This window comes from Streptomyces venezuelae ATCC 10712, assembly GCF_008639165.1.
GTDB lineage: Bacteria > Actinomycetota > Actinomycetes > Streptomycetales > Streptomycetaceae > Streptomyces > Streptomyces venezuelae.
Genome location: NZ_CP029197.1, coordinates 4,781,191 through 4,804,650 on the forward strand (window position 1 = coordinate 4,781,191; position 23,460 = coordinate 4,804,650).

At 72.7% G+C, this 23,460-nt stretch carries 17 protein-coding genes; 9 read left to right on the forward strand and 8 right to left on the reverse strand.

Annotation, left to right across the window (positions count from 1 at the left end):
* Window positions 1-4: 4 nt before the first annotated feature.
* The 4 genes from DEJ43_RS22260 to DEJ43_RS22275 form a co-directional block, all read right to left on the reverse strand.
* Complete coding sequence (locus DEJ43_RS22260; RefSeq protein ID WP_015035632.1) at window positions 5-862, reverse strand: carbohydrate ABC transporter permease; 858 nt, start codon at window positions 860-862, stop codon at window positions 5-7.
* Window positions 859-1,758: a carbohydrate ABC transporter permease gene (locus DEJ43_RS22265; RefSeq protein ID WP_015035633.1), complete on the reverse strand. Its 900-nt coding sequence runs from the start codon at window positions 1,756-1,758 to the stop codon at window positions 859-861. The genes DEJ43_RS22260 and DEJ43_RS22265 overlap by 4 nt, the downstream gene beginning before the upstream one ends.
* 4 nt (window positions 1,759-1,762) lie before the next feature.
* On the reverse strand, window positions 1,763-3,094 hold the full coding sequence (locus tag DEJ43_RS22270) for an ABC transporter substrate-binding protein (protein ID WP_015035634.1): 1,332 nt from the start codon (window positions 3,092-3,094) through the stop codon (window positions 1,763-1,765).
* A gap of 111 nt (window positions 3,095-3,205) precedes the next feature.
* Window positions 3,206-4,303, reverse strand: a complete 1,098-nt coding sequence (locus DEJ43_RS22275; protein ID WP_015035635.1) for a substrate-binding domain-containing protein — start codon at window positions 4,301-4,303, stop codon at window positions 3,206-3,208.
* Between the two features lie 184 nt (window positions 4,304-4,487).
* Between DEJ43_RS22275 and DEJ43_RS22280 the strand changes: the two genes are divergently transcribed.
* Window positions 4,488-6,389, forward strand: a complete 1,902-nt coding sequence (locus DEJ43_RS22280; RefSeq protein WP_015035636.1) for a DUF2264 domain-containing protein — start codon at window positions 4,488-4,490, stop codon at window positions 6,387-6,389.
* 31 nt (window positions 6,390-6,420) lie between these two features.
* On the opposite strand, the gene DEJ43_RS22285 is transcribed toward DEJ43_RS22280, so the two are convergent.
* Both DEJ43_RS22285 and DEJ43_RS22290 read right to left on the reverse strand, forming a co-directional pair.
* On the reverse strand, window positions 6,421-7,194 hold the full coding sequence (locus DEJ43_RS22285) for an SDR family NAD(P)-dependent oxidoreductase (RefSeq protein WP_015035637.1): 774 nt from the start codon (window positions 7,192-7,194) through the stop codon (window positions 6,421-6,423).
* Between the two features lie 50 nt (window positions 7,195-7,244).
* A complete protein-coding gene (locus tag DEJ43_RS22290; RefSeq protein WP_015035638.1) occupies window positions 7,245-7,919 on the reverse strand; it encodes an MOSC domain-containing protein in 675 nt (224 codons plus the stop codon).
* Window positions 7,920-7,999: 80 nt separating this feature from the next.
* Here DEJ43_RS22290 and DEJ43_RS22295 point away from each other — a divergent pair, with 80 nt between their 5' ends.
* Entirely contained in the window at window positions 8,000-8,905 is a 906-nt protein-coding gene (locus DEJ43_RS22295; RefSeq protein ID WP_015035639.1) for a LysR family transcriptional regulator, read from the forward strand.
* A gap of 73 nt (window positions 8,906-8,978) precedes the next feature.
* Here DEJ43_RS22295 and DEJ43_RS22300 read toward each other — a convergent pair whose 3' ends face one another.
* Window positions 8,979-9,371, reverse strand: a complete 393-nt coding sequence (locus tag DEJ43_RS22300) for a WhiB family transcriptional regulator (RefSeq protein ID WP_015035640.1) — start codon at window positions 9,369-9,371, stop codon at window positions 8,979-8,981.
* Window positions 9,372-9,803: 432 nt separating this feature from the next.
* On the opposite strand from DEJ43_RS22300, the gene DEJ43_RS22305 reads away from it, so the two are divergent.
* From DEJ43_RS22305 to DEJ43_RS22325, 4 genes are all read left to right on the forward strand, one after another.
* The gene (locus tag DEJ43_RS22305; RefSeq protein ID WP_003948568.1) at window positions 9,804-10,415 is read left to right on the forward strand and encodes a response regulator transcription factor; all 612 of its coding nucleotides are present in this window, start codon (window positions 9,804-9,806) and stop codon (window positions 10,413-10,415) included.
* A gap of 243 nt (window positions 10,416-10,658) precedes the next feature.
* Window positions 10,659-11,261: a sigma-70 family RNA polymerase sigma factor gene (locus DEJ43_RS22310; protein ID WP_041662780.1), complete on the forward strand. Its 603-nt coding sequence runs from the start codon at window positions 10,659-10,661 to the stop codon at window positions 11,259-11,261.
* A gap of 205 nt (window positions 11,262-11,466) precedes the next feature.
* A complete protein-coding gene (gene guaB / locus DEJ43_RS22320) occupies window positions 11,467-12,969 on the forward strand; it encodes an IMP dehydrogenase (RefSeq protein WP_015035642.1) in 1,503 nt (500 codons plus the stop codon).
* A 106-nt stretch (window positions 12,970-13,075) separates the two neighbouring features.
* Window positions 13,076-14,200, forward strand: a complete 1,125-nt coding sequence (locus DEJ43_RS22325; protein WP_015035643.1) for a GuaB3 family IMP dehydrogenase-related protein — start codon at window positions 13,076-13,078, stop codon at window positions 14,198-14,200.
* Between the two features lie 90 nt (window positions 14,201-14,290).
* On the opposite strand, the gene DEJ43_RS22330 is transcribed toward DEJ43_RS22325, so the two are convergent.
* The gene (locus DEJ43_RS22330; protein WP_015035644.1) at window positions 14,291-15,532 is read right to left on the reverse strand and encodes a nucleotide sugar dehydrogenase; all 1,242 of its coding nucleotides are present in this window, start codon (window positions 15,530-15,532) and stop codon (window positions 14,291-14,293) included.
* 262 nt (window positions 15,533-15,794) lie between these two features.
* Here DEJ43_RS22330 and DEJ43_RS22335 point away from each other — a divergent pair, with 262 nt between their 5' ends.
* The 3 genes from DEJ43_RS22335 (at window position 15,795) to DEJ43_RS22345 (ending at window position 23,445) form a co-directional block, all read left to right on the forward strand.
* Window positions 15,795-17,501 carry a glycerol-3-phosphate dehydrogenase/oxidase gene (locus tag DEJ43_RS22335; protein ID WP_015035645.1) on the forward strand — a complete coding sequence of 569 codons (1,707 nt, stop codon included), beginning with the start codon at window positions 15,795-15,797 and terminating at the stop codon, window positions 17,499-17,501.
* Between the two features lie 190 nt (window positions 17,502-17,691).
* Window positions 17,692-20,229: a serine/threonine-protein kinase gene (locus DEJ43_RS22340; RefSeq protein ID WP_015035646.1), complete on the forward strand. Its 2,538-nt coding sequence runs from the start codon at window positions 17,692-17,694 to the stop codon at window positions 20,227-20,229.
* A gap of 159 nt (window positions 20,230-20,388) precedes the next feature.
* Complete coding sequence (locus DEJ43_RS22345; RefSeq protein WP_015035647.1) at window positions 20,389-23,445, forward strand: protein kinase; 3,057 nt, start codon at window positions 20,389-20,391, stop codon at window positions 23,443-23,445.
* Window positions 23,446-23,460 lie beyond the last annotated feature (15 nt).

The window sequence follows — 23,460 nt, forward strand, 5'->3', positions numbered from 1 at the left end:
CTCCTCACTTGACGCTGCCGGCCGTCAGACCGGCCTTCCAGTGGCGCTGGAGGGAGACGAAGGCGACGACGAGGGGGACGACGGCGAGCAGGGATCCGGTGACGACGAGGGGGTAGAAGTCGGGTTCGGCGTGGGCGTTGCTGTTCCACGCGTACAGGCCGAGGCTCAGCGGGTAGAGCTTCTGGTCCGAGAGCATCACCAGGGGGAGGAAGAAGTTGTTCCAGACGGCGGTGAACTGGAAGAGGAAGACGGTCACGAAGCCGGGCATGACCATGCGCAGTCCGATGGACCAGAAGACGCGCAGTTCGCCCGCCCCGTCGATACGGGCGGCCTCCAGGGCCTCGTCGGGGATGTAGCCGGCGCAGAAGACCCGGGACAGGTAGACGCCGAAGGGGTTGACGAGGACGGGGATCAGGACGGCCCAGTAGGTGTTGACGACGCCGATCTCGCTGGCGAGCAGGTACATGGGCAGGGCGAGCGCGGTGGTGGGGACGAGCACGCCCAGGAGGACGAGGCCGAAGAGCTTCTCCTTGCCCCGGAAGTCGTAGACGTGGAAGGCGTATCCGGCGGCGACGCTCACCAGCGAGCAGGCGAGGGCGCCGGCTCCGGCGTAGAGGAGGCTGTTGGCGTACCAGTGGAAGTAGATGCCGTCGTTGTACGCGGCGAGCCGGGAGAGGTTGCCGCCGAGGTCGAAGCCCTCGAAGGAGAAGGCGTTCCCGGCGAGCAGGCCGCCGGCGTCCTTGGTGGCGGCGGTGAGCAGCCAGACGAGCGGGAAGAGCATGTAGACGACGGCGAGGACGAGGGCGCCGTTGACGGCCGCCTTGGAGAGCCAGACGGAGCCGGTGCGGGGTCGGCCGGTCATGCCGTGCGCTCCTTCCCGGCCTTGCGGCGGCCCGTCATCCGTGTCACGGCGAAGGAGAGCAGTGCCGCCGTCAGGGCGAGGAGTACGGAGGCGGCCGCGGCGAGCCCGTAGTCGTTGCGGTCGAAGGCCGCGGTGTAGGCGTACATGTTCGGCGTCCAGGTGGAGGTGACGGCGGAGCCGGTGCCCTTGTTGAGGATCAGCGGCTCGGTGAAGAGCTGGAGGGAGCCGATGATCGTGAAGAGGGCGACCATCGCGAGGGAGGCCTTGACGAGCGGGATCTTGACGGAGAAGGCGATGCGCCAGGCTCCGGCCCCGTCGACGGTGGCCGCTTCGAGGACGGAGCGGTCGATGGCCTGGAGGGCCGCGTAGAAGATGACCATGTTGTAGCCGAGCCATTCCCACAGGGCGATGTTGACGACGGAGGGCAGGGCGCCTTCGGGGGAGAAGAAGTCGAAGCCGATGCCGCCGGCCTCCATGGCCTGGACGACGGGGCTGAGCTGGGGCGTGTAGAGGTAGACCCAGATCAGGGCGGCGATGATGCCGGGGACGGCGTGCGGCAGGAAGAGCGCGAGCTGGAAGAAGCGGCGGGCGCGGGCGAGCGCCGAGTCGAGCAGGAGGGCGAGGCCGAGGGCCCCGGCGAGCAGCAGCGGGATGTAGAGCAGGCAGTAGCCGAGCAGGACGCCGAAGCCCTCGCGGAAGGCCCGGTCACCCAGCGCCGCGGTGTAGTTGTCGAGGCCGGTGAAGACGGTCTCGGTGCCGCCGAAGCCCAGTCCGGACTGTTTCTCGGTGAAGAGGCTGAGCCAGACCGCGTATCCGATCGGCACCACCATCACCGCGGTGAACAGCAGGAAGAAGGGGGTCAGCAGGATCGTGGCGGCGCGGGTGCGGGCCTTCATCCGGTCAGCCCTCGACCTTCAGGCCGCGCTTGGTGAGTTCGGCGACGGTGGCGTCGTGGCCGGCCTTGACGGCGTCGGTGATGCCGGGGCCGCCCTGGGTGATCTTGCCGAAGTGGTCCTTGATGGTGGTGTTGGTGGTGCCGGTGGTCGGTCCCCAGGCCCAGTTCGGGCTGATGGAGGTGCCGGCCGCCTCGAAGAGGGCGTAGATGTCCTGGCCGCCGTAGTAGCTCGCGTCGAAGGCCTTCTTGGCGACGGGGCGGAGGGCCGCGGCGGCGGGGAAGGCGGAGGAGGTGCCGGAGGCGATGCGGGCCTTCACGCCCGCCTCGGTGGTGGACATCCACTCGGCGAAGGTGACGGCGGCGGCCTTCTGCTTGCTGTCCTTGGTCACGGCGAAGGAGGTGCCGCCGAGCATGCCGCTGGCGGGCTTGCCGTCCCAGCTGGGCATGGGGGCGACGGCCCACTTGCCGTTCTGCTCGGGCAGGGTGCCCTTGAGGACGCCGGCGCCCCAGGAGGCGCCGAGGTAGCCGATGGTGGTGCCGTTCTTGAGGGAGCCGGTCCATTCGGGGCTGAAGGAGGCGTTCTTGTGGACGAGTCCGGCGTCGAGGAGGCCCTGCCAGTAGGTGGCGACCTTGGTGGTGGCGGCGTCGGTGGTGTTGATCTTCCAGGTGTCGTTCTCGGCCTTGAACCACTGGGCGCCGGCCTGCCAGGCCATCGCCTCGAAGGTGGTGGGGTCGTCCGGGAAGAAGGTGGCGATGCGGGCCTTGGCGTCGGCCTTCTTGACCTGCTCGGCGGCCTTCTTGAACTCGTCCCAGGTGGTGGGGACCTGGACCTTGTACTTCGCGAAGAGGTCCTTGCGGTAGAAGAAGGCCTGCGGGGCGGCGTCGAAGGGGACGGCCCAGGACTTGCCGCCGAGGGTGGTGAGTTCGACGGTCTGGGGGAGGAGCTTGGCGCGGTCGGCCTCGGTGAACTCGCCGCCGATGTCCTGGAGGGCGCCGGAGCTCACGAACTCGGGGAGCGAGGAGTACTCGATGGAGACGAGGTCGGGGGCGTTGCCGGCCTTCACGGCGTTGGAGATCTTGGCGTAGCCGCCGGCGGTGCCGGAGGGGATCTCCTCGAACTTGACCTGGATGTCGGTGTGGGAGGCGTTGAAGGCGTCCACGACGTCCTTGGAGCCCTTGGCCCAGCCCCAGAAGGTGAGGGTGACGGGCCCGTTCGGCTTGTTCGCGGCGCCGGTGTTCGCTGTGTCGTCACCGCTGCCGCCGCAGGCCGTGAGAACGGCGAGGGCGGTGGCGGTGCCGGCTATGACACGGGACGTTCTGCTCCAACTACGGGTCACGGCACGGCTCCTGGGTGCGGGGCGGCGGGGGAGGTTGTGGCCGTGATCCTGTGACCGTTCATGACCGAAGTCAAGAGCGAAAGATTGATTGATCGAAAAAAGATCAAAGGCTTACGCGGTGTGGGCCCCGCAGGACGCCCGCACCCGCAGCCTCGGCAGCAGCCCCAGATGACGTCGAGCCGCGTCCTCCTCGGGACCCGCGTCCCGCTCGACGAGCCGCTCCACCAGGAGTTCGGTGGCGTGCCGGCCCACCTGCCGCTTGGGCGGGGCGACCGCCGTGAGCGGGGTGTCGGCCAGCGCGGCGACCTCGTCGTCGTACGCGATCAGGGCCAGGTCCTGCGGCACCCGCACCCCCAGCTCGGCCAGCCGCTGCACGATCTCGATCGCGTCCACGTCGTTGTGCACCAGGGCCGCGCTCGCGAGTCCCGAGCCGACCGCCTCGTGCAGGGCCCTTACCGCCCGCTCGAAGCCCTCCGGGTCGGCCTCCGCCGGTACGGAGTCGATGACGGGCCGCGGTTCGGCGAGGCCCAGGGTCCCCAGCGCCTCGGCGTAACCGGCGCGCACCGCGAGCGCGGTCGGGGAGTCCCGGCGGGCCACGAGCAGCGGCGTCGCGTGCCCGAGGGACAGCAGGTGGCGCAGGGCGAGCAGGACGCCGTGGCCGTGGTCGGAGGCGACCCGGTCGAGGCCGTCGAGCGGGCTGCCCGGCTCGGCCCGCCGCTCCAGGAGGACGGCGGGTACGGGCAGTTCGGCCAGCCAGTCCCCGTACGCGAGCCGGTCCTCGGGCCCCCGCCAGCCGGGCGCGACGAGCACGCCCTCGGCGCCGGCCGCGAGCAGCCCCTCGGTGCGGGCCTTGTCCTCCTCCGGCCGGTAGTCCGAGACGCGCAGCACGAGCCGGGCCCCGGCGCGGGCGGCGGCCTCGTGCGCACCCCGGATGACCTCGGCGAAGTAGTACGTGGCGGAGGGTGCGAGCAGGCCGATGACCAGGCCCTCGCCGGCGCGGCCCGAGCCGGGCGCGCCCTGCCGCCGCGGCCAGGACACCTGGCCGTGCACCCGGTCGAGCAGGCCCCGGCCGGCCAGGAGTTCGACGTCGCGGCGGGCGGTGACGGGGGAGACCCCGAGCCGCTCGGCCAGCTCGGCGACGCGGGCGGTGCCGCGCTCGCGCACCAGGGCCAGCAGTCGGTCGTGTCGTTCGGCAGCACTCTCGCGCACGGCGCAGTTCCCCCTCGCGGTGGTGGTGGTTCCCCGACCTTAGATCACACGAGGCCCCGAATGATCGAACGGTAGAAAATTCGATCATTCGCTCCGGATCTCTTGACGTTCGATCGGAGCCTGTTCAGGATTCCCGGCGACGCAGATGTCATCAGCGGGACCCCAGGGAGCCACAGGGAGCATCATGCCCACGCCGCCCGAGAACCGTGAGCTCAGCCCGTACACCGGCTGGACCCGTGCCCACTGGGAGGACACCGCTGACCGACTCCTGCTAGCCGTCCGCCCGTTCGCCTCACCCCGGCACGGCCTGATCGACCTCCCCGGCCCCCGCCCCAGCTGGTCGGGCCCCCGCTCCGACGGCCTGGAGGGCTGGGCCCGCACCTTCCTCCTCGCGGCGCTCAGGGTCGCGGGCGCCCGGGGCGACGACCCGCACGGGCACCTCGACCGGTACGCCGAAGGGCTCGCCGCCGGAACCGCGAAGCCCGGACGCGCGGACGAGGACTCCTGGCCGCTGATGGCCGACACCCGCCAGGCGGTCGTCGAATCCGCCTCCGTCGCCCTCGGCCTCCGCCTCACCCGCCGCTGGCTCTGGGACCGGCTCGACGACCGCACCCGCGAGCAGGTCGCCGACTGGCTCCGGCCCGCCCTCGGCCCGTCCCCCGTCGACAACAACTGGTGGCTCTTCGGCCTCACCGTCGCCGGCTTCCTCCAGGACGCCGGTCTGGACACCGACCGGGCCGCCGCCACGATCGACCGCTCCCTCGCCCGCATCGAGGACTGGTATCTCGGCGACGGCTGGTACAGCGACGGCGACAACCGCGCCTTCGACCACTACAACGCCTGGGCCCTGCACTTCTACCCCGTCCTCCACGCCTACCTCGCCGCAGACCGCGAACTCCTCGACCGCTACGGGCCCCGCCTGCGCGCCCACCTCGACGACTACGTCCACCTCTTCGACACCACCGGCGCCCCCCTCCCGTACGGGAGGTCCCTGATCTACCGCTTCGCCGCGGCCGCCGCACCCTGGCTCGGCACCCTCACCGGACACACCCCGCTCGGCCCCGGCGCGACCCGCCGCCTCGGCTCCGGCGCCCTGCGGTACTTCCTCGACCGGGGCGCCACCGACGGGGACGGGCTCCTCACCCTCGGCTGGCACGGCCCGTACCCCCCGCTGGTCCAGGAGTACTCGGGACCCGGCTCCCCCTACTGGGCGTCCAAGGGATTCCTCGGCCTCCTGCTGCCCCCGGACCACCCCGCCTGGACCGACCCCGAGGAACCCCTGCCCGCCGAACGCGCCGACACCGTCCGCCCCTTCGCCCCCGCCGGACTCCTCGTCCAGACCACCGCCTCCGACGGACTCGTACGCCTCCACAACCACGGCAGCAACCATGTGCACAGCGCCGAGGCGAGCGAGGACGACCCGGGCTACGCCCGGCACGCGTACTCCACCCGCACCGGCCCCAGCACCGCGCCCGCCCCCGCCGACAACCACTTCGCGCTCCTCATCGACGGCGCGCCCACCACCCGGGGCGCCGCCGCCCCCGCCGGCACCGGGCCCCGCTGGGCCGCCTCCCGGCACACCCCGCACCCCGGAATCCGCGTCCTCTCGGCGACCCTCGCCCACGGCCGCGCCGAGCTCCGCGCCCATCTCGTCCTGGACGCCCCGGAGGGGACCCCCGTACGGCAGACCGGCTGGGCCACCACCCCCGACGGGCCGCACGCCCAGCTCCATCCGGTCCACGGCTACCCGGCCGACCGGGAGGCCACCGCGCTCCCCACCGGGGAGACCCTTCAGGGTCCGGGCAGCGGCACCCTGGCCCTGCACGGCGCCACGAGCGGACGGGCGAGCCTCTTCGCCGCCCTCGCCTCACTCACCGCCGAGCCGGCCCCGGCCCCGGTGGCCGACCTCGCGGCCGTCCGGATCGCCGGCCACACCGTCCACGTGACCTGGCAGGACGGCGCCACCACCGACCTGGACCTGGCCGCCCTCGCCGCCTCCGACGACCGCGCCGCCTCCGACGACCGCGCCGCCCCCGGCGACCGCGCTGCTCCTGACGCCCTGTCCACCCCCGACGACCGCGCCTGACGTCCGACGACCGCGCCGACGCCCAACGGCGCTACTTCGGGCCGTACTTGCGGCCCGCCTTCGACGACACCCCGCCGAGCAGACCGCGCGGCGCCAGCTTCACCACACCCATCAGGGCCTTGTAGCGGGGGTCGGGGATCGACAGCGTCTTCCCCCGCTCCAGGTCCGAGAGCGCCGCCGTCACCAGCCGGTCCGCGTCCAGCCACATCCAGCCCGGGATGTTGTCGGTGCCCATGCCGGCCCGCTCGTGGAACTCGGTCCGTACGAAGCCCGGGCAGAGCGCCATCAGCCGGACCCCGCTGCCCGCCAGGTCACGGGCCGCGCCCTGGGTGAACTGCACGACCCAGGCCTTCGACGCCCCGTAGGTGCCCCGGGGCACGAAGGCCGCCACCGAGGCGACGTTGACCACGGCGCCGCGGTGACGCTCCTTCATCGAGGCGGCGGCGGCCGAGGTCAGCCGCAGCACCGCCTCACAGTGCACCGTGAGCATCTTCAGCTCGTCGGCCATGGACACTTCGAGGAAGCGGCCCTTGTTGCCGAAGCCGGCGTTGTTCACGAGCAGGTCCACCGGCTGCTTCGGATCCGAGAGCCGGGCCTCGACGGCGGCGATGCCCTTCTCGTCCGCGAGGTCCGCGGAGAGCACCTCCGCCTCGACGCCGTGCCGGTCGTGCAGTTCGGTCGCCTGCTCCCGGAGCCGCTTCATGTCCCGTGCCACGAGCACGACATCGTGACCGTCCGCCGCGAGTCTCCGTGCGAAGGCGGCCCCGATGCCCGCGGTGGCGCCCGTAATCAGTGCAGTCGTCATACGGGCACGGTAGTGCCCCGCCGGAGCCGTTCTTGTCCGCGTACCGGCGACTACGCGCGTGCGTACTTCTCCGCGTACTGGCGTGCGAGCGCGAGGAGTCCGGACTCCATCCACTCGGCCGCGGCCAACGTCCGGGGCAGCAGGGTGCGTTCGGTCGTCGCGGCGCGGTGGAGCAGTGCCACGGTGATGTCGTGGTCGGGCCGGTGGACCACCGTGACCGAATCGCCCGCGCGGATCTCGCCCGGCACGATCACCCGCAGCAGCGCGCCCGGACCGGCCTCGGACCGCGTGAACCGCTTGACCCAGCCCTTCTCCTCGACGAAGCCCGCGAACGTACGGCAGGGGATGCGGCCGCCCGTGACCTCCAGGACGACCTCCTCGCCGATCCGCCAGCGTTCGCCGATCAGGGCGCCGTTCACGTCGAGGCCGCGGGTCGTGAGGTTCTCGCCGAAGGAGCCGTTGGCGAGCTCGCGGCCGAGCTCCCGCTCCCAGCGGTCCAAGTCCTCGCGGGCGAAGGCGTACGCGGCCCGGTCGTCGCCGCCGTGGAAGCGCAGGTCGCAGACCGTGTCCCCGGCGAGGCCGCTCCTGCCGACGCCGGGCGCCCCGGGCGCCTCGATCCGGACCGGTCCCTCGACGGGCCGCTTGTCGATGGCGGTCAGGCCGGAGGCGGCGTCGGTGTAGTCCACGGCCTTGGCGCGGCCCACATTCACACTCAGCAAGGTCATGTGGGCACTTTACGGGCAGCCATCTCAAAGTCACATGTGAAAATTCGCGGCTTCACCCAAGAGTCGCTTATGCTGAACTCATGATCGAGGCACGCCATCTCCGCGTCCTGCGCGCCGTCGCCGCCACCGGCTCCTTCTCGGCCGCCGCGCGCGAACTCGGCTGCACCCAGCCCGCCGTCAGCCAGCAGATGAAGGCCCTCGAAGCCTCCGCCGGCACCCCGCTGCTGATCCGCGCGGCCCGCGAGATGCGCCTCACCCAGGCCGGCGAGGTCCTCGTCCGGCACGCCTCCGGCATCCTCGCCGGGCTCACCGCCGCCGAGGAGGAGGTCGCCGCCATCGCCGGGCTCCGCGCGGGCCGGGTCAGGCTGGTCTCCTTCCCCAGCGGCAGCTCCACGCTCGTCCCCACCGCGCTCGCCCGGCTGCGCGCCGCGCACCCCGGCACCCGCGTCTCGCTCGTCGAGGCCGAGCCGCCGCGCTCGATCGAGATGCTCCGTGAGGGCGACTGCGACGTGGCCCTGGCCTTCCGGTACGGGGCGGGGAAGGCCGACGGGCAGGCCGAGTGGGACGACCTGGTCGTACGGCCGATCCTGGCCGACCGCCTGGTGGGCCTGGTCCCCGAGGGGCACCGGCTCGCCGGGGCCGGCTCGGTGGGCATGGCCGAACTCGCCGACGAGTCCTGGATCGCGGGCTGCCCGCGCTGCCGCCGCCAGCTCGTGGACGTGTGCGAGGAGGCGGGCTTCACCCCCCGCATCGACTTCGCCACCGACGACTACCCGGCGGTGGTGGGCCTGGTGGGGGCGGGCCTGGGCGTGGCCGTGCTGCCGGAGCTCGCCATCGAGTCCGTACGGCCCAGGGGGGCGCGGACCGTGGCCGTCGAGCCGGCCGTGGAGCGGGAGATCGTGGCCCTGACGCTGCCCGACCTGGCCCAGGTCCCGGCCGTCGCCGCCACGCTCGACGAGCTGACCCGGGCCGCCGCGCGCGCGTAGAACGCCGCGCGCGCGGGGCGCGGCTCCGGCTCGCTTCTCGCCTATCTCCGGAAGTGTCTGAGGAAACGTTCCTTCACATGCGCTCCACAATCGGACGGCCCGCTGCCGCCGCCGATGTCGTCATCGATGTCACGGATGCCACGGACGCGACCGACGACGAGGTCGCCGGCGCCGCTGCGATCAGACGATTGCGCGCGCGTCCCATGAGCTCTTCGCGTTCGTCCTCGGTGAGGCCGCCCCATACGCCGTAGGGCTCCCGTACGGCGAGTGCGTGTGCCGCGCACTCCGCGCGCACCGGGCACCGCATGCAGACCTCTTTCGCCGAGTTCTCACGCGCACTCCGTGCCGCGCCGCGCTCTCCCTCGGGGTGGAAGAACAGGGAGCTGTCGACCCCGCGGCAGGCCGCGAGGAGTTGCCAGTCCCACAGATCGGCGTTGGGTCCGGGAAGGCGGGAGAAATCTGCCATTGCGCTTGTCCCCTTGAAACCGTGTCGAACGGATAGGTGGGCGGGTGGATGGCTGATGGCCGGGCTCCTCGGGGCCCCGCCGGTCCGGGTCGGTACACCTACTGTCTAAGTAGATGTAAATATGACTCATTGCGAATCTAGCCACAGACACCGCGAAAAGGGAAGAAAACCCGCTAAATGGGGCATAGCTTTCGATGAACGACAGAAGGCTCGCGTCGCTCTCCTCTGTACGCGCCCCCTCACGTAGAGTGCCGAAGGGTGCCGTCCGACCCGTAACTCTTTCGAGTGACCGTCGTTGAGAGTGCGGAGGCGGTTGAAGGAACAAGCGATCGGGCAGGTGTCCGAGAGCGTCAATCGCACAGGTGACGATTACGTACAGCCCTGGAGGCTCAAGGTGACGCGCTACAGCTGCGAGAGCCGCGGAGGTCAGGCATGACATCCGTTCTCGTCTGCGACGACTCCCCGCTTGCCCGAGAGGCGCTCCGCCGCGCGGTCGCGACCGTGCCCGGCGTCGAGCGCGTGACCACCGCGGCCAACGGCGAGGAAGTCCTCCGCCGCTGGGGCGCGGACCGCTCGGACCTGATTCTGATGGACGTACGCATGCCCGGCCTCGGCGGCGTGGAGACCGTCCGCCGGCTGCTCTCCGCGGACCCCGGCGCCCGCATCATCATGCTCACGGTCGCCGAGGACCTCGACGGCGTCGCCCTCGCGGTCGCCGCGGGTGCCCGTGGCTATCTGCACAAGGACGCCTCGCGCGCCGAGCTGCGGGCCACCGTCACCCAGGCGCTGGCCGACCCGACCTGGCGGCTCGCCCCCCGCCGGCTCCGCTCGGCCGAGATGGGCGCCGCGCCCACCCTCACCGCGCGCGAGATCCAGGTCCTCGAAGGCATGAGCCACGGCCGGTCCAACGCGGAGATCGGACGCGAGCTCTTCCTCTCCGAGGACACGGTCAAGACCCACGCCCGGCGGCTCTTCAAGAAGCTGGGCGCATCCGACCGGGCGCACGCCGTCGCCCTCGGGTTCCGCTGGGGCCTGGTTCGCTGAATCGCAGGTCACCGGTCACGTCCCCGTCCTCGCCCGCGCCCGCCGTGGGGTGGACGGGGTGGGCTTGTGTCACTTCCCCGCGGAATGCCGCATCCTTGAGATGTGGAGTTCCTCGGGGACGAGTCGATCGAGCGGGAGGGGAGGGCGCGGGAGATGAGTGCCGGCGCACCTGCTCATAACGCTTCGGTGCACAACTACGGACGCGGTGCCGCGAACGCAGAGGCGTCGGGGCACCATGGAGCGATGCGCGACGACGAGACCGTGGGGTCCCCCATGCCTTCCGGGCAGGGGGAGATCGGCGCGCTCGTCCACCGCGCGGTCGACGGTGACGCGCAGGCGACGCACGATCTGCTCGCGCGGGTCCACCCGTTGGCCCTGCGGTACTGCCGCACCCGTCTCAACCGGCTGCCGGGCGACGCCCGGCACTTCGTCGAGGACCTGGCCCAGGAGGTCTGCGTCGCCGTCCTGATGGCGCTGCCGCGCTACAAGGACACGGGCAGGCCCTTCGAGGCCTTCGTCTTCGCCATCGCCGGCCACAAGGTCGCCGACCTCCAGCGGGCCGCCATGCGGCACCCCGGGTCCACGGCCGTGCCCTCCGACGAGATGCCCGAGCGGCCCGACGACTCCCTCGGCCCCGAGGAGCGCGCGCTCCTCAGCGACGACGCCGAGTGGGCCAAGAAGCTGCTCGCCAACCTCCCGGAGAACCAGCGCGAGCTGCTCGTGCTCCGCGTCGCGGTCGGCCTGACCGCCGAGGAGACCGGGCAGATGCTCGGCATGTCCCCGGGAGCCGTCCGGGTCGCGCAGCACCGCGCGCTCAGCCGGCTGCGGGCGCTCGCGGAGCAGTGACCCGTGGCGCCGCGCTTGACTCCGGGGCCGCGCTTGACCTCGGCGCCGCGCTGGCCGCTGAGTAAGCGTTGAGCAGGCCTTTCGGCCCTTTCGTACACGTGTGAACGTCCAAAGCTTGCGGCTGATCTTGATCGTGGAATGAGACACCGCTCCGGCCCGTTAGCATGGACATCCGCACCGATCAAGGCCATTTGGGGAAGGTGTCATGACTGCAAACGTCGACGGAGTGCCCGAGAAATTCGCGACACTCGGGCTGACCTACGACGACGTGCTCCTGCTGCCGGGCGCATCCGAGGTGCTCCCCAACGCGGTCGACACCTCGTCCCGCATCTCGCGCAACGTCCGGGTCAACATCCCGCTGCTCTCCGCCGCGATGGACAAGGTGACCGAGTCCCGCATGGCGATCGCCATGGCCCGCCTCGGCGGCGTCGGCGTCCTGCACCGCAACCTCTCCGTCGAAGACCAGGTCAACCAGGTCGACCTGGTCAAGCGCTCCGAGTCCGGCATGGTGACCGACCCCATCACGGTGCACCCGGAGGCGACCCTCGCCGAGGCCGACGCCCTCTGCGCCAAGTTCCGCATCAGCGGTGTCCCCGTCACCAGCCCGGACGGCAAGCTCCTGGGCATCGTGACCAACCGCGACATGGCCTTCGAGTCGGACCGCAGCCGTCAGGTCCGCGAGGTCATGACGCCGATGCCGCTGGTCACCGGCAAGGTCGGCATCTCCGGCGTCGACGCCATGGAGCTGCTGCGCCGCCACAAGATCGAGAAGCTTCCGCTGGTCGACGACGCGGGCGTGCTCAAGGGCCTGATCACCGTCAAGGACTTCGTCAAGGCGGAGAAGTACCCGAACGCGGCGAAGGACGCCGAGGGCCGGCTGCTCGTCGGCGCCGCCGTGGGCGCGAGCCCCGAGGCCCTGGAGCGCGCCCAGGCGCTCGCCGGCGCCGGTGTGGACTTCCTCGTCGTCGACACCTCGCACGGCCACAACAGCAACGCGCTGAGCTGGATGGCGAAGATCAAGTCGAGCGTGGGCGTCGACGTGATCGGCGGCAACGTCGCCACGCGTGACGGCGCGCAGGCGCTGATCGACGCCGGCGTCGACGGCATCAAGGTCGGCGTCGGCCCCGGCTCCATCTGCACCACCCGCGTCGTCGCCGGCATCGGCGTCCCGCAGGTCACCGCCATCTACGAGGCCTCCCTCGCGGCCCGCGCCGCCGGCGTCCCGCTGATCGGCGACGGCGGCCTGCAGTACTCGGGCGACATCGGCAAGGCGCTCGCCGCCGGCGCCGACACCGTGATGCTCGGCAGCCTCCTCGCGGGCTGCGAGGAGTCGCCCGGCGAGCTGCTGTTCATCAACGGCAAGCAGTTCAAGTCGTACCGCGGCATGGGCTCGCTCGGCGCCATGCAGTCCCGCGGCCAGGGCCGGTCGTACTCGAAGGACCGCTACTTCCAGGCCGAGGTCGCCTCCGACGACAAGCTCGTGCCCGAGGGCGTCGAGGGCCAGGTGCCGTACCGCGGCCCGCTCTCCAACGTCCTGCACCAGCTCGTCGGCGGTCTCCGCCAGACCATGGGCTACGTGGGCGCGGCCACCGTCGCGGAGATGGAGTCCAAGGGCCGCTTCGTCCGGATCACCTCGGCGGGCCTCAAGGAGAGCCACCCGCACGACATCCAGATGACGGTCGAGGCACCGAACTACAGCAGGAAGTAACACAGCGCGACGCGTGGGGGCGGTTCCGGCATGTGACCGGAACCGCCCCTCACGCTTGTGTCGGGGATACTGGTAGGCGCAGACGTAGAGGGAAAGGCCACACATCGTGACTGAGATCGAGATCGGGCGCGGCAAGCGCGGCCGCAGGGCGTACGCGTTCGACGACATCGCCGTCGTTCCGAGCCGGCGCACCCGGGACCCGAAGGAGGTCTCGATCGCCTGGCAGATCGACGCCTACCGCTTCGAGCTCCCCTTCCTGGCCGCCCCCATGGACTCGGTCGTGTCGCCGCAGACCGCGATCCGCATCGGCGAGCTGGGCGGCCTGGGCGTCCTCAACCTGGAAGGCCTCTGGACCCGGTACGAGGACCCGCAGCCGCTGCTCGACGAGATCGCCGAGATGGACGAGGCGACCGCGACCCGCCGTCTGCAGGAGATCTACGCCGCCCCGATCAAGGAAGAGCTGATCGGGCAGCGCATCAAGGAGGTGCGCGACTCCGGTGTCGTCACCGCCGCCGCGCTCTCCCCGCAGCGCACCGCGCAGTTCTCCAAGGCCGTCGTCGACGCCGGCGTGGACATCTTCGTCATCCGCGGCACGACGGTCTCCGCCGAGCACGTCTCGGGCGCGTCCGAGCCGCTGAACCTGAAGCAGTTCATCTACGAGCTCGACGTCCCGGTCATCGTCGGCGGCTGCGCCACGTACACCGCGGCCCTGCACCTGATGCGCACCGGCGCCGCGGGCGTCCTCGTCGGCTTCGGCGGCGGCGCCGCGCACACCACGCGCAACGTGCTGGGCATCCAGGTCCCGATGGCGACCGCGGTCGCCGACGTGGCCGCCGCCCGCCGCGACTACATGGACGAGTCCGGCGGCCGGTACGTGCACGTCATCGCCGACGGCGGCGTGGGCTGGTCCGGCGACCTGCCGAAGGCCATCGCCTGCGGCGCCGACGCGGTCATGATGGGCTCCCCGCTCGCCCGCGCCACGGACGCGCCCGGCAAGGGCCACCACTGGGGCATGGAGGCCGTCCACGAGGACGTGCCGCGGGGCAAGCTGGTCGACCTGGGCATCGTCGGCACCACCGAGGAGATCCTCGCGGGCCCGTCGCACATCCCGGACGGCTCGATGAACTTCTTCGGCGCCCTGCGCCGCGCGATGGCCACCACGGGCTACAGCGAGCTCAAGGAGTTCCAGCGCGTCGAGGTCACGGTCGCGGACTCCCAGCACCGGCGCTGACCTCCGTTCCGTACGTACGCGAAGGGGCCCCGCACCGGGTGGTGCGGGGCCCCTCCGCGTATCCATCGCCGCACCTCCGCCGGACCCCCGTCACAACCGGTGCGCCGCCCCCGCCGGTGTCGCCCCGCGCGTGTCGAGGAGGAGCTGGGCCTTCACCGAGAGGCCCTGGAGGTCGTACGTGCGGTGGTGCTGGAGCAGGATCGTCAGGTCCGCGTGGGCGGCGGCCTCGTAGAGGGAGTCCGCGCGGGGGACGGGGAGCTCGCGGACGCGCCAGTCGGGGACGTGCGGGTCGTGGTAGCTGACGGCCGCGCCCAGGTCCATCAGACGACGGGCGATCTCGTCGGCGGGGGAGCCCTGGCGGTCGGGGAGGTCGGGCTTGTACGTGATGCCGAGCAGCAGGATCCGGGCGCCGCGGGCGGACTTGCCGTGTTCGTTGAGGAGGGTCGCGGCGCGCTGGACGACGTACCGGGGCATCCGTTCGTTGACCTGCCCGGCGAGTTCGACGAGTCGGAGCGGGCGGTGTGCGCCGATCGTGTCGACGGGGGCGCCGTGGCCGCCGACGCCCGGGCCCGGGCGGAAGGCCTGGAAGCCGAAGGGCTTGGTCTCGGCGCAGCGGATGACGTCCCAGAGGTCGACGCCGAGTTCGTGGCAGAGCACCGCCATCTCGTTGACGAGGGCGATGTTGACGTGCCGGAAGTTGGTCTCCAGGAGCTTGACCGTCTCCGCCTCGCGGGGGCCACGCGCGCGTACCACCTTGTCGGTGAGCCGGCCGTAGAAGGCGGCCGCCGATTCGGTGCACGCCGGGGTGAGGCCGCCGATGACCTTCGGGGTGCCGGCGAAGCCATGCGTACGGCTGCCGGGGTCCAGCCGGCCGGGGGAGTACGCGAGGTGGAAGTCGCGTCCGGCGCGGAGGCCCGAGCCCGCTTCGAGGAGGTCGCGGAGCATGCCCTCCGTGGTGCCCGGCGGGACGGGGGACTCCAGGAGGACGGTGGTGTGCGGGCGCAGGCGGGCGGCGAGCGCGCGGGCCGCGTCGGTGACGGCGGTGAGGTCGAGGGCGCGGTCGGGGCCGAGCGGGGTCGGGGCGCAGAGGACGGCGGTGCGGACCCGGCCGAGTTCGGCGGGGTTGGCGGTGGGCCGGAAGCCCCCCGAGAGCATCCGGCGGATCTCGGGGACGGTGAGGGAGCCGTCGACCGGTGACCGGCCGGCGGCGAGTTCGGCGACGGGGTGGGGATCGGTGTCGTAGCCGATGGTGTCGATGCCTGCGGCGGTGGCGGCCTGGGCCAGGGGGAGTCCGTGGTGGCCGAGGCCGATGACGGCGAGATCAGCGGGCATGGGGGTGGGCCGTCCTTCCCAGTAGCCGGAGGGGACGAGACGCGCAAGCCCGGTGGACAGAACGGGGCGAGCGCAATGTCAGACTAGGCGTAAATATGACCGATATGCCGCATTGTGGGGTCGAAGGTCGCCGAGTGTTATCCACAGGTCGGTGGTGAGGCGGTGGCTGAAGTCGCCGGGGAGGGTCAGAATCGAGCTGTGAGCCGGACCACATGGCCCGGTTCTCCTGCTGGAACGACGGGGGACGACAGGAGGCGCAGCCGTGAGGACAGCGACACTGGGACCCGCCGAGCGCATCGAGGCGCTCGCGGGCATGGCCGAGCGCGAGCTGGACGTGCTGGTCGTGGGCGCCGGCGTGGTCGGCGCGGGCACGGCCCTCGACGCCGTCACGAGAGGACTCTCCACCGGCATCGTCGAGGCCCGCGACTGGGCCTCCGGCACCTCCAGCCGGTCCAGCAAGCTCATCCACGGCGGCCTGCGCTACCTGGAGATGCTGGACTTCGCCCTGGTCAGAGAGGCACTCAAGGAGCGCGGACTGCTCCTTGAGCGGCTCGCACCCCATTTGGTGAAGCCCGTCCCCTTCCTCTACCCGCTCCAACATAAGGGCTGGGAGCGGTTCTACGCGGGCTCCGGCGTCGCGCTGTACGACGCGATGTCGCTCTCCTCAGGGCACGGCCGCGGCCTCCCCGTCCACCGCCACCTCTCCCGGCGCGGCGCCCTGCGCGTCGCCCCCTGCCTCCGGAAGGACGCCCTCGTCGGCGCCCTCCAGTACTACGACGCCCAGATGGACGACGCCCGCTTCGTCACCACCCTCGTGCGCACCGCCGCCTCCTACGGCGCGCTGGCCGCCAGCCGGGCCCGGGTGACCGGCTTCCTCCGCGAGGGCGCGCGGGTCGTCGGCGCCCGCGTCCAGGACGTCGAGGCCGGAGCGGCGTACGAGATCAGGGCCAAACAGATCGTGAACGCCACCGGGGTGTGGACCGACGACACCCAGGCCCTCATCGGCGAGCGCGGCCAGTTCCACGTCCGCGCCTCCAAGGGCATCCACCTCGTCGTCCCCAAGGACCGCATCCACTCGACTACCGGGCTCATCCTGCGCACCGAGAAGTCCGTGCTCTTCGTGATCCCCTGGGGCCGGCACTGGATCGTCGGCACCACCGACACCGAGTGGGACCTCGACAAGGCCCACCCCGCCGCGTCCAGCGCCGACATCGACTATCTGCTCGAACACGTGAACACCGTGCTCGCCACCCCGCTCACCCGGGACGACGTCGAGGGCGTCTACGCCGGCCTGAGGCCGCTGCTCGCCGGCGAGTCGGACGCCACGAGCAAGCTCTCCCGCGAGCACACCGTCGCCCACCCGGTCCCCGGCCTGGTCGTGGTGGCCGGCGGCAAGTACACGACGTACCGCGTCATGGCCAAGGACGCCGTCGACGAGGCGGTGCACGGCCTCGACCAGCGGGTCGCCCCCTGCGTCACCGAGGACACCCCGCTCCTGGGCGCCGAGGGCTACCGCGCCCTGTGGAACGCGCGGGCGAGAATCGCCGCGCGGACCGGACTGCACGTCGTCCGGGTCGAGCATCTCCTCAACCGGTACGGCTCCCTGACGGAGCAGATCCTCGCCCTCATCGCCGAGGACCCCACGCTCGGCGAACCGCTGGAGGCCGCCGACGACTACCTGCGCGCCGAAATCGTCTACGCGGCCTCGCACGAGGGCGCGCGCCACCTCGACGACGTCCTCACCCGGCGGACCAGGATCTCCATCGAGACCTTCGACCGGGGCACGCGCAGCGCCCGGGTGTGCGCGGAGCTGATGGCCCCGGTCCTCGGCTGGGACGAGCACCAGATCGACAAGGAGGTGGAGCACTACGAGAAGCGGGTCGAGGCGGAGCGCGAGTCGCAGCGGCAGCCCGACGACCTCACGGCGGACGCCGCGCGGCTCGGGGCGCCGGACATCGTGCCGATCTGACAGGACGTCCGGGTCGCCCGCTCCTGGTGGGAACCTGGGGGGTGTGCGGGGGCGTCGTCATCCCGGAGTACGGACCCGGGGACGCCGCCCGTCCTGAGGTGAGGGACAATGGCCTCTCTTCCAGGGCGGGTTACCGCATCGCGCGGGAAGCGGCAGACGCGGCGAAGATCAGGGATCGCAGAGGGGACGCATGTCGGAGGCGGAGCAGTCGCGGGACACGGCGAAGGACCCCGGGCGTGACGCCGCCGCGGGGGCCGCGACCGACGGCGACCGAGGGGCGGTCCCGGCCGCGCGTGAACCGGCGCGGGACGTGAAGGACGCGCAGGTCAAGGCAGGTCCGAAGGGTGCCGCGAAGGACCCGCGGGAGCCGGCGGACGCACCCGGCGCGAAGGGGCCAAGCGATCCCACCGATGCGACGGATGGTGCCGAGGTGACGGACGGTGCTGACGTGACGGACGGTGCCGACTCGACGGACAGCGCTGGTGCGACTGGCGCGGCCGGTGCTACCGGCGCGGCCGGTTCCGCGGAGTCGACGGTGCCGCCGGTCGGTCGGGAGGCCGGTGGCCGGGACGTGAAGGACGTTCAGGACGCCGAGCCTGCTCGGGCCGTGAAGGACGTTCAGGACACCGTGGCCCCGGCGGACGCACCGGGCGGCGCAGGCGTCTCCGCCGCCGGGCGGCTGCGCGGGACCGAGCCGTCGACCGGGCGCGCCGGGTTCGGCGCGGGCGACGGTGACGGCGAGAGCCACCGCGCCCCGGCCGGCGCCGCGCGCGGCACCGGCGGCAAGTTCCGCAAGGACCCCGTCGGCGAGGGACGGCTGCTCGCCGGCCGCTACCGGCTCGGCGCGGTCCTCGGCCGCGGCGGCATGGGCACCGTGTGGCGCGCGGTCGACGAGACCCTCGGCCGCACGGTCGCCGTCAAGGAACTCCGCTTCCCCAGCAGCATCGACGACGACGAGAAGCGCCGCCTCATCACCCGGACCCTGCGCGAGGCGAAGGCCATCGCCCGGATCCGCAACAACGGCGCCGTCACCGTGTACGACGTCGTCGACGAGGACGACCGTCCGTGGATCGTCATGGAGCTCATCGAGGGCAAGTCCCTCGCGGACGCCGTGCGCGAGGACGGCACGCTCACGCCCCGGCGCGCCGCCGAGGTCGGCCTCGCCATCCTCGACGTGCTGCGTTCGGCGCACCGCGAGGGCATCCTGCACCGTGACGTGAAGCCGTCCAACGTGCTGATCGCCGAGGACGGCCGGGTCGTGCTCACCGACTTCGGCATCGCGCAGGTCGAGGGCGACCCCTCGATCACCTCCACCGGCATGCTCGTCGGCGCCCCCTCGTACATCTCCCCGGAGCGCGCCCGCGGTCACAAGCCGGGACCCGCCGCCGACATGTGGTCGCTCGGCGGCCTCCTGTACGCGGCGGTCGAGGGCAGCCCGCCGTACGACAAGGGTTCCGCCATCGCCACCCTCACGGCGGTGATGACCGAGCCGGTCGACCCCCCGAAGAACGCGGGCCCCGAGCTGGAGAAGGTCATCTACGGCCTGCTCGCCAAGGACCCGGCCCAGCGGCTCGACGACGCCCGCGCGCGCGTCCTGCTGATGGCCGTGCTCGACGCGCCGGTGGCGGCGCCGGAGGCATCGCCCGAGGTCACCAGGGTCGTACCGCTGCCGCCGCGCCCCGACCGGGCGCCGGCCGCGCCGACGGCCGGCCGGGAGAAGGCGCCCGACGCGTCCGCCGACCGGATGCGCGGCGCCCTGAACTCCGTGCGGAACGCGGCGGCCTCCGTGAAGGCCGAGCCGAAGACCCCGTCCGTGCCCGGCGCGCGGACGGGTGCGGGTGCCGTGCCGGTGCGGGGCGGTGGCAGACCGGCCCCGGCGCGCGCGCCGCTGACCGACGTCGTACCGCGTCGCACGCTGGTGATCATCGCCGCCGTCGTCGTTCTCGCCCTGCTCGGGACGATCCTCGCGGTCTCGCTCGGCGGTGGAGGGGGCGAGGGGAACGAGGGCAAGGGCACCGGCGGCACCGCGTCGGCCGGTTCCACGGCCGGCGGCGACGGGTCGGGTTCCGGTTCAGGTTCCGGTTCCGGCGGGTCCGACGGCGGCAACGGTCAGGCCTCCGGCGGCCCCGGCCAGCAGGGTGGCGTGCAGCCCGGCGACACCGGCTCCAACGGTGCCACGGGAGCCAACGGCACGACGGGCGCCTCGGGCGGGTCGAACGGCACGGGCGGCACGCCGTCCGGCAAGCCGGGCGGCGGCTCGGGCGCGCAGCTGCCCGCGGGCTACACCCTCGTCACCAACGCCCGCTTCCACTTCACGATGGCGCTGCCCTCGAACTTCACGCTCCGCGACATACCGGGCTACAGCGGGGGCGGGATATTCAGCGAGAGCGGCGGCTTCCCGCGCATCCAGGTCGACTTCAACGCGAGCCCGAAGGACGACGCGGCGAGCGCCTGGGAGCTGGCCAAGATCGGCGTGGCCGCCACCAGCAAGGACTACAAGCACATCGGCATCAAGGGGGTCTCCTTCAACGGCTACCCGACGGTCGCCGACTGGGAGTTCGAGCGCACCCAGCAGGGCATGCGCGTCCATGTGCTCAACCGCGGCTTCAAGGTGGACGCCAAGCACGGCTACTCGCTCATGATCAGCTGCAAGGCGGAGGAGTGGAACGGCGCGGAGTGCCGGACCCTGCGGGACACGGCGTTCGCCACGTTCCGCCCCAAGGACTGACCGACGGCACGTATCGTGAGAGGTCGAGGGCCGTACGCAGCCGAAAAGAGCCGTTAACTGCACGGTGCCGGACCGGAATTGACGGACTCGTGTGATCCTGCCCGATCCCGAGGGATCCGCAGGTCCGCGGGGGACAGCGTGCGCGCGTGGGGAGGCGTCGTGGACGACTACGCGGGAAGGGTGCTCGCGGACCGCTACCGCCTGCCGTTGCCGCCGGCGGACGCGGACGCGTACGACCTGGCCGAGACGCGCGCCTTCGACACCTACAGCGGGCAGGAGGTCCTGGTCCGCCAGGTGCCGCTGCCGGAGTTCGTCGACGCCGAGGTACTCGACGGCGACGGCGACGGCGGACCCGCCGGCCCGTACGGCACGGCGGGCCGGGCGACCCGCCGCCCCGCCGAGCCCGTCGTACGGCGGGCGATCGAGGCGGCCCAGGCGGCCGCGCAGATCCCCGACCACCCCCTCCTCGACCAGGTCTTCGACGTCTTCGCGGAGGCCGGTTCGCTGTGGATAGTGAGCGAACGCATCGCGGCGAGGCCGCTGGCCGCGCTCCTCGCCGAGCGGCCCCTCAATCCGTACCGGGCGGCCGAGATCGGCGCCGACGTCCTCACCGCCCTGCGCGCGCTGCACGCCCACGGCTGGGTGCACCGGAACATCACGGCCCGCACGGTCCTCGTCTGCGACGACGGCCGGGTGGTCCTCACGGGCCTCGCGGTCGGCGCGGCCGAGGAGGCCCTCTGCGGCTACGCCCCCGTACCGGACCCGGAACGGGACACGCACGCCCCCGCGTGGGAGACGCCGGAGCAGGAGGAGGACGGCTCCGAGCAGTACGAGTCGGAGGAGTACGGGGCCGAGCAGTACGGCTCTGAGGAGTACGAGGTCGAGGAGTACGGGGCCGAGGGGTACGCGTCGGACGGTTACGGCTCCGGGGAGTACGCGGCCGAGGAGTACGCGGCCGAGGAGTATGGCTCCGGTCCCTACGCGGCGGCGGTCCACGGGGGAGCCGACGGACTCCCCGACGAACTCCCCGGCGAGCTGCTCGAAGAGACGGCCGAGGCGTACGACGCCGAGGAGTACGTCCCCGAGCGGTACGGCCGCCAGGAGTACGACCCCGAGGAGGCCGAGGGCCAGGAGGCCGAGTCCCCGGCGTACGGCCCCCAGGAATACCAAGCCGAGGAGTACGACGCCCAGGAGTACGGCTCCGACGAGGCCGGCGGCTCCTCCCCCTACGAGGACGACGACCCCTCCCCGTACGGCTCCGGGCCCCGCCCCGCCCCCCACGGCACCGACTCCGGCCGTTCGGTCACGCCGCCCACCGCCGACGTGCGGGCCGCGCGCGCCGGGGCCATCGCCGCCTACCGGGCCGGGGCGCGGGCCGCCGCCCGGCTCGGCGAGACCGGGGCGCTCCCCGTGCAGCGCCCCGCACCGGCGGACCCGCCCGAGCCGCCCCCGGCGCCGACCGCGCGGGCGGCGGGCGCGCCGCAGTGGTGGGCCCAGGTGGCGGAGGACGACGAGGACGACGACGGCGACGACGGCGAGCCGTACGGCGGCGCCCCGCAGGGCGGTCCGCCGCCCCGCGTGATGCTGGCCGGCAACTGGAGCGACGGCCCGCACGCCTCACGGGACGGTTCCGTCCCCGCCGGGGGGAGCCCCGTGCTGCCCGGTTCGGGCCGCCCCGCGCTGCCCGCCGGGTACACGGCCGCGACCCCGGACCCGGCCCGCCTCCCGCTCCAGGCCCCACCCCGCCTTGAGGGGCGGGAACTGGTGGCCGTCACCGCCCGGGCCGACCGGGGCCCCACCACCCGGCTCGCGGCCGAGCGCGCCCGGCAGACCCGGATCGCGGTGGTCGGCGCCGTCACCGAACGCTGGGCGCCCGAACAGGCCGGCCCCGTCCACGAGAACTGGCGCCTCGCGCCGCCGATCGGTCCCGCGACCGACCTGTGGGCGCTCGGTGCGCTGCTCTACCGGGCCGTCCAGGGGCACGCCCCCTACCCCGAGGACAGCGCGGCCGAACTGGTCCAGCTGGTCTGCGCCGAGCCGCCCGCCTTCGCCGAGGAATGCGGGCCGCTGCGTCCGGTCGTGGAGTCCCTGCTGCGCCAGGACCCGACCGAGCGGCCCGACTTCGAGGAGCTGCGCGGCTGGCTGCGGTCCCTCGTGCGCTCGGCTCCGGAGCCGGAGGCCGGCATCGGAGTCGTACCGCTGCCGTCCTTCGACGAGGCCCGGCTGCCGATCGTGCGCAGGCGGGGCGAGCTGGTGCGGCGCCGGCGCGGGGGTGCGGCCGCGGGGCGGCACCGGCACAAGCGGGGCAAGGAGCCGCGCTCCGTGGCCCGTACGGAGGGCGCGCGCGGGGCCGCCCCCGTACCGGCCGACGTCCGGGACGAGTTCCTCGACGACTTCCACGAGGAGATCCCGCAGCGCGCGTCCCGGGTTCCCCGGGCTCCGCGCGGTTCGCGCCCCTCGTCGTCCCGCTTCAAGGACCCGTCCCGCTCCCGGGAATCGCCCCGTTCCCTCGGCCGCACGCTGCTGGTCCTGGTCTTCCTGCTGCTGGGCGGGGCCGTCGCGTACGCCGTCCTCTTCATGCCCGGCGAGGGGGAGTCGCCCACGAAGCCGCCCACGGAGCCGACCACGAAGTCGTCCACCCCCACGGCCGGTCAGCCCCCGCGTACCACCGCGCCGTCCACCGGCCGGCCGTCCGCGACCACGGCCGCGCCCACCGCGCCGCGCACCACCGAGCCCGGGGCGGACCCCTCGGGCCCCGCGCTCGCGGCCGGGTACACCGCGCGCCAGGACCCCGAGGGGTTCCGGATCGGGGTGCCGAACGGCTGGCGGCGCAGCCCGATCAACGACTCCGGGCAAGTCCGCTACACCGGCGGTGACTTCACGATGATCGTCGTGCCCGGCCGGGACAGCGTCCAGGACAACGGCTCGGACCCGCTGGAGTACCAGAACTCCAGGGAGCGCGAGCTGGAGCCGTGGCGGGCGTCGAGCTGGTCGGGGGCGGAGAAGACGCGCCGGGTCGACATCGGCACGACGGCGACCGCCACGGGCAGTTACTGGTGGCTGGACGGCACCGGCCGCGAGGTGTTCGTCCGCAACCTCGCCCTGATCGGCGGCGGCAGGTACCACATCGTGCAGGTCATCGGCCCGTACGGCGAGCGGGACAAGGTCTCGGAGATCTACGAGGAGGCCACCAGGGCGTTCCGTCCGGGGCGCTGAACGGTGAGCGGTTCG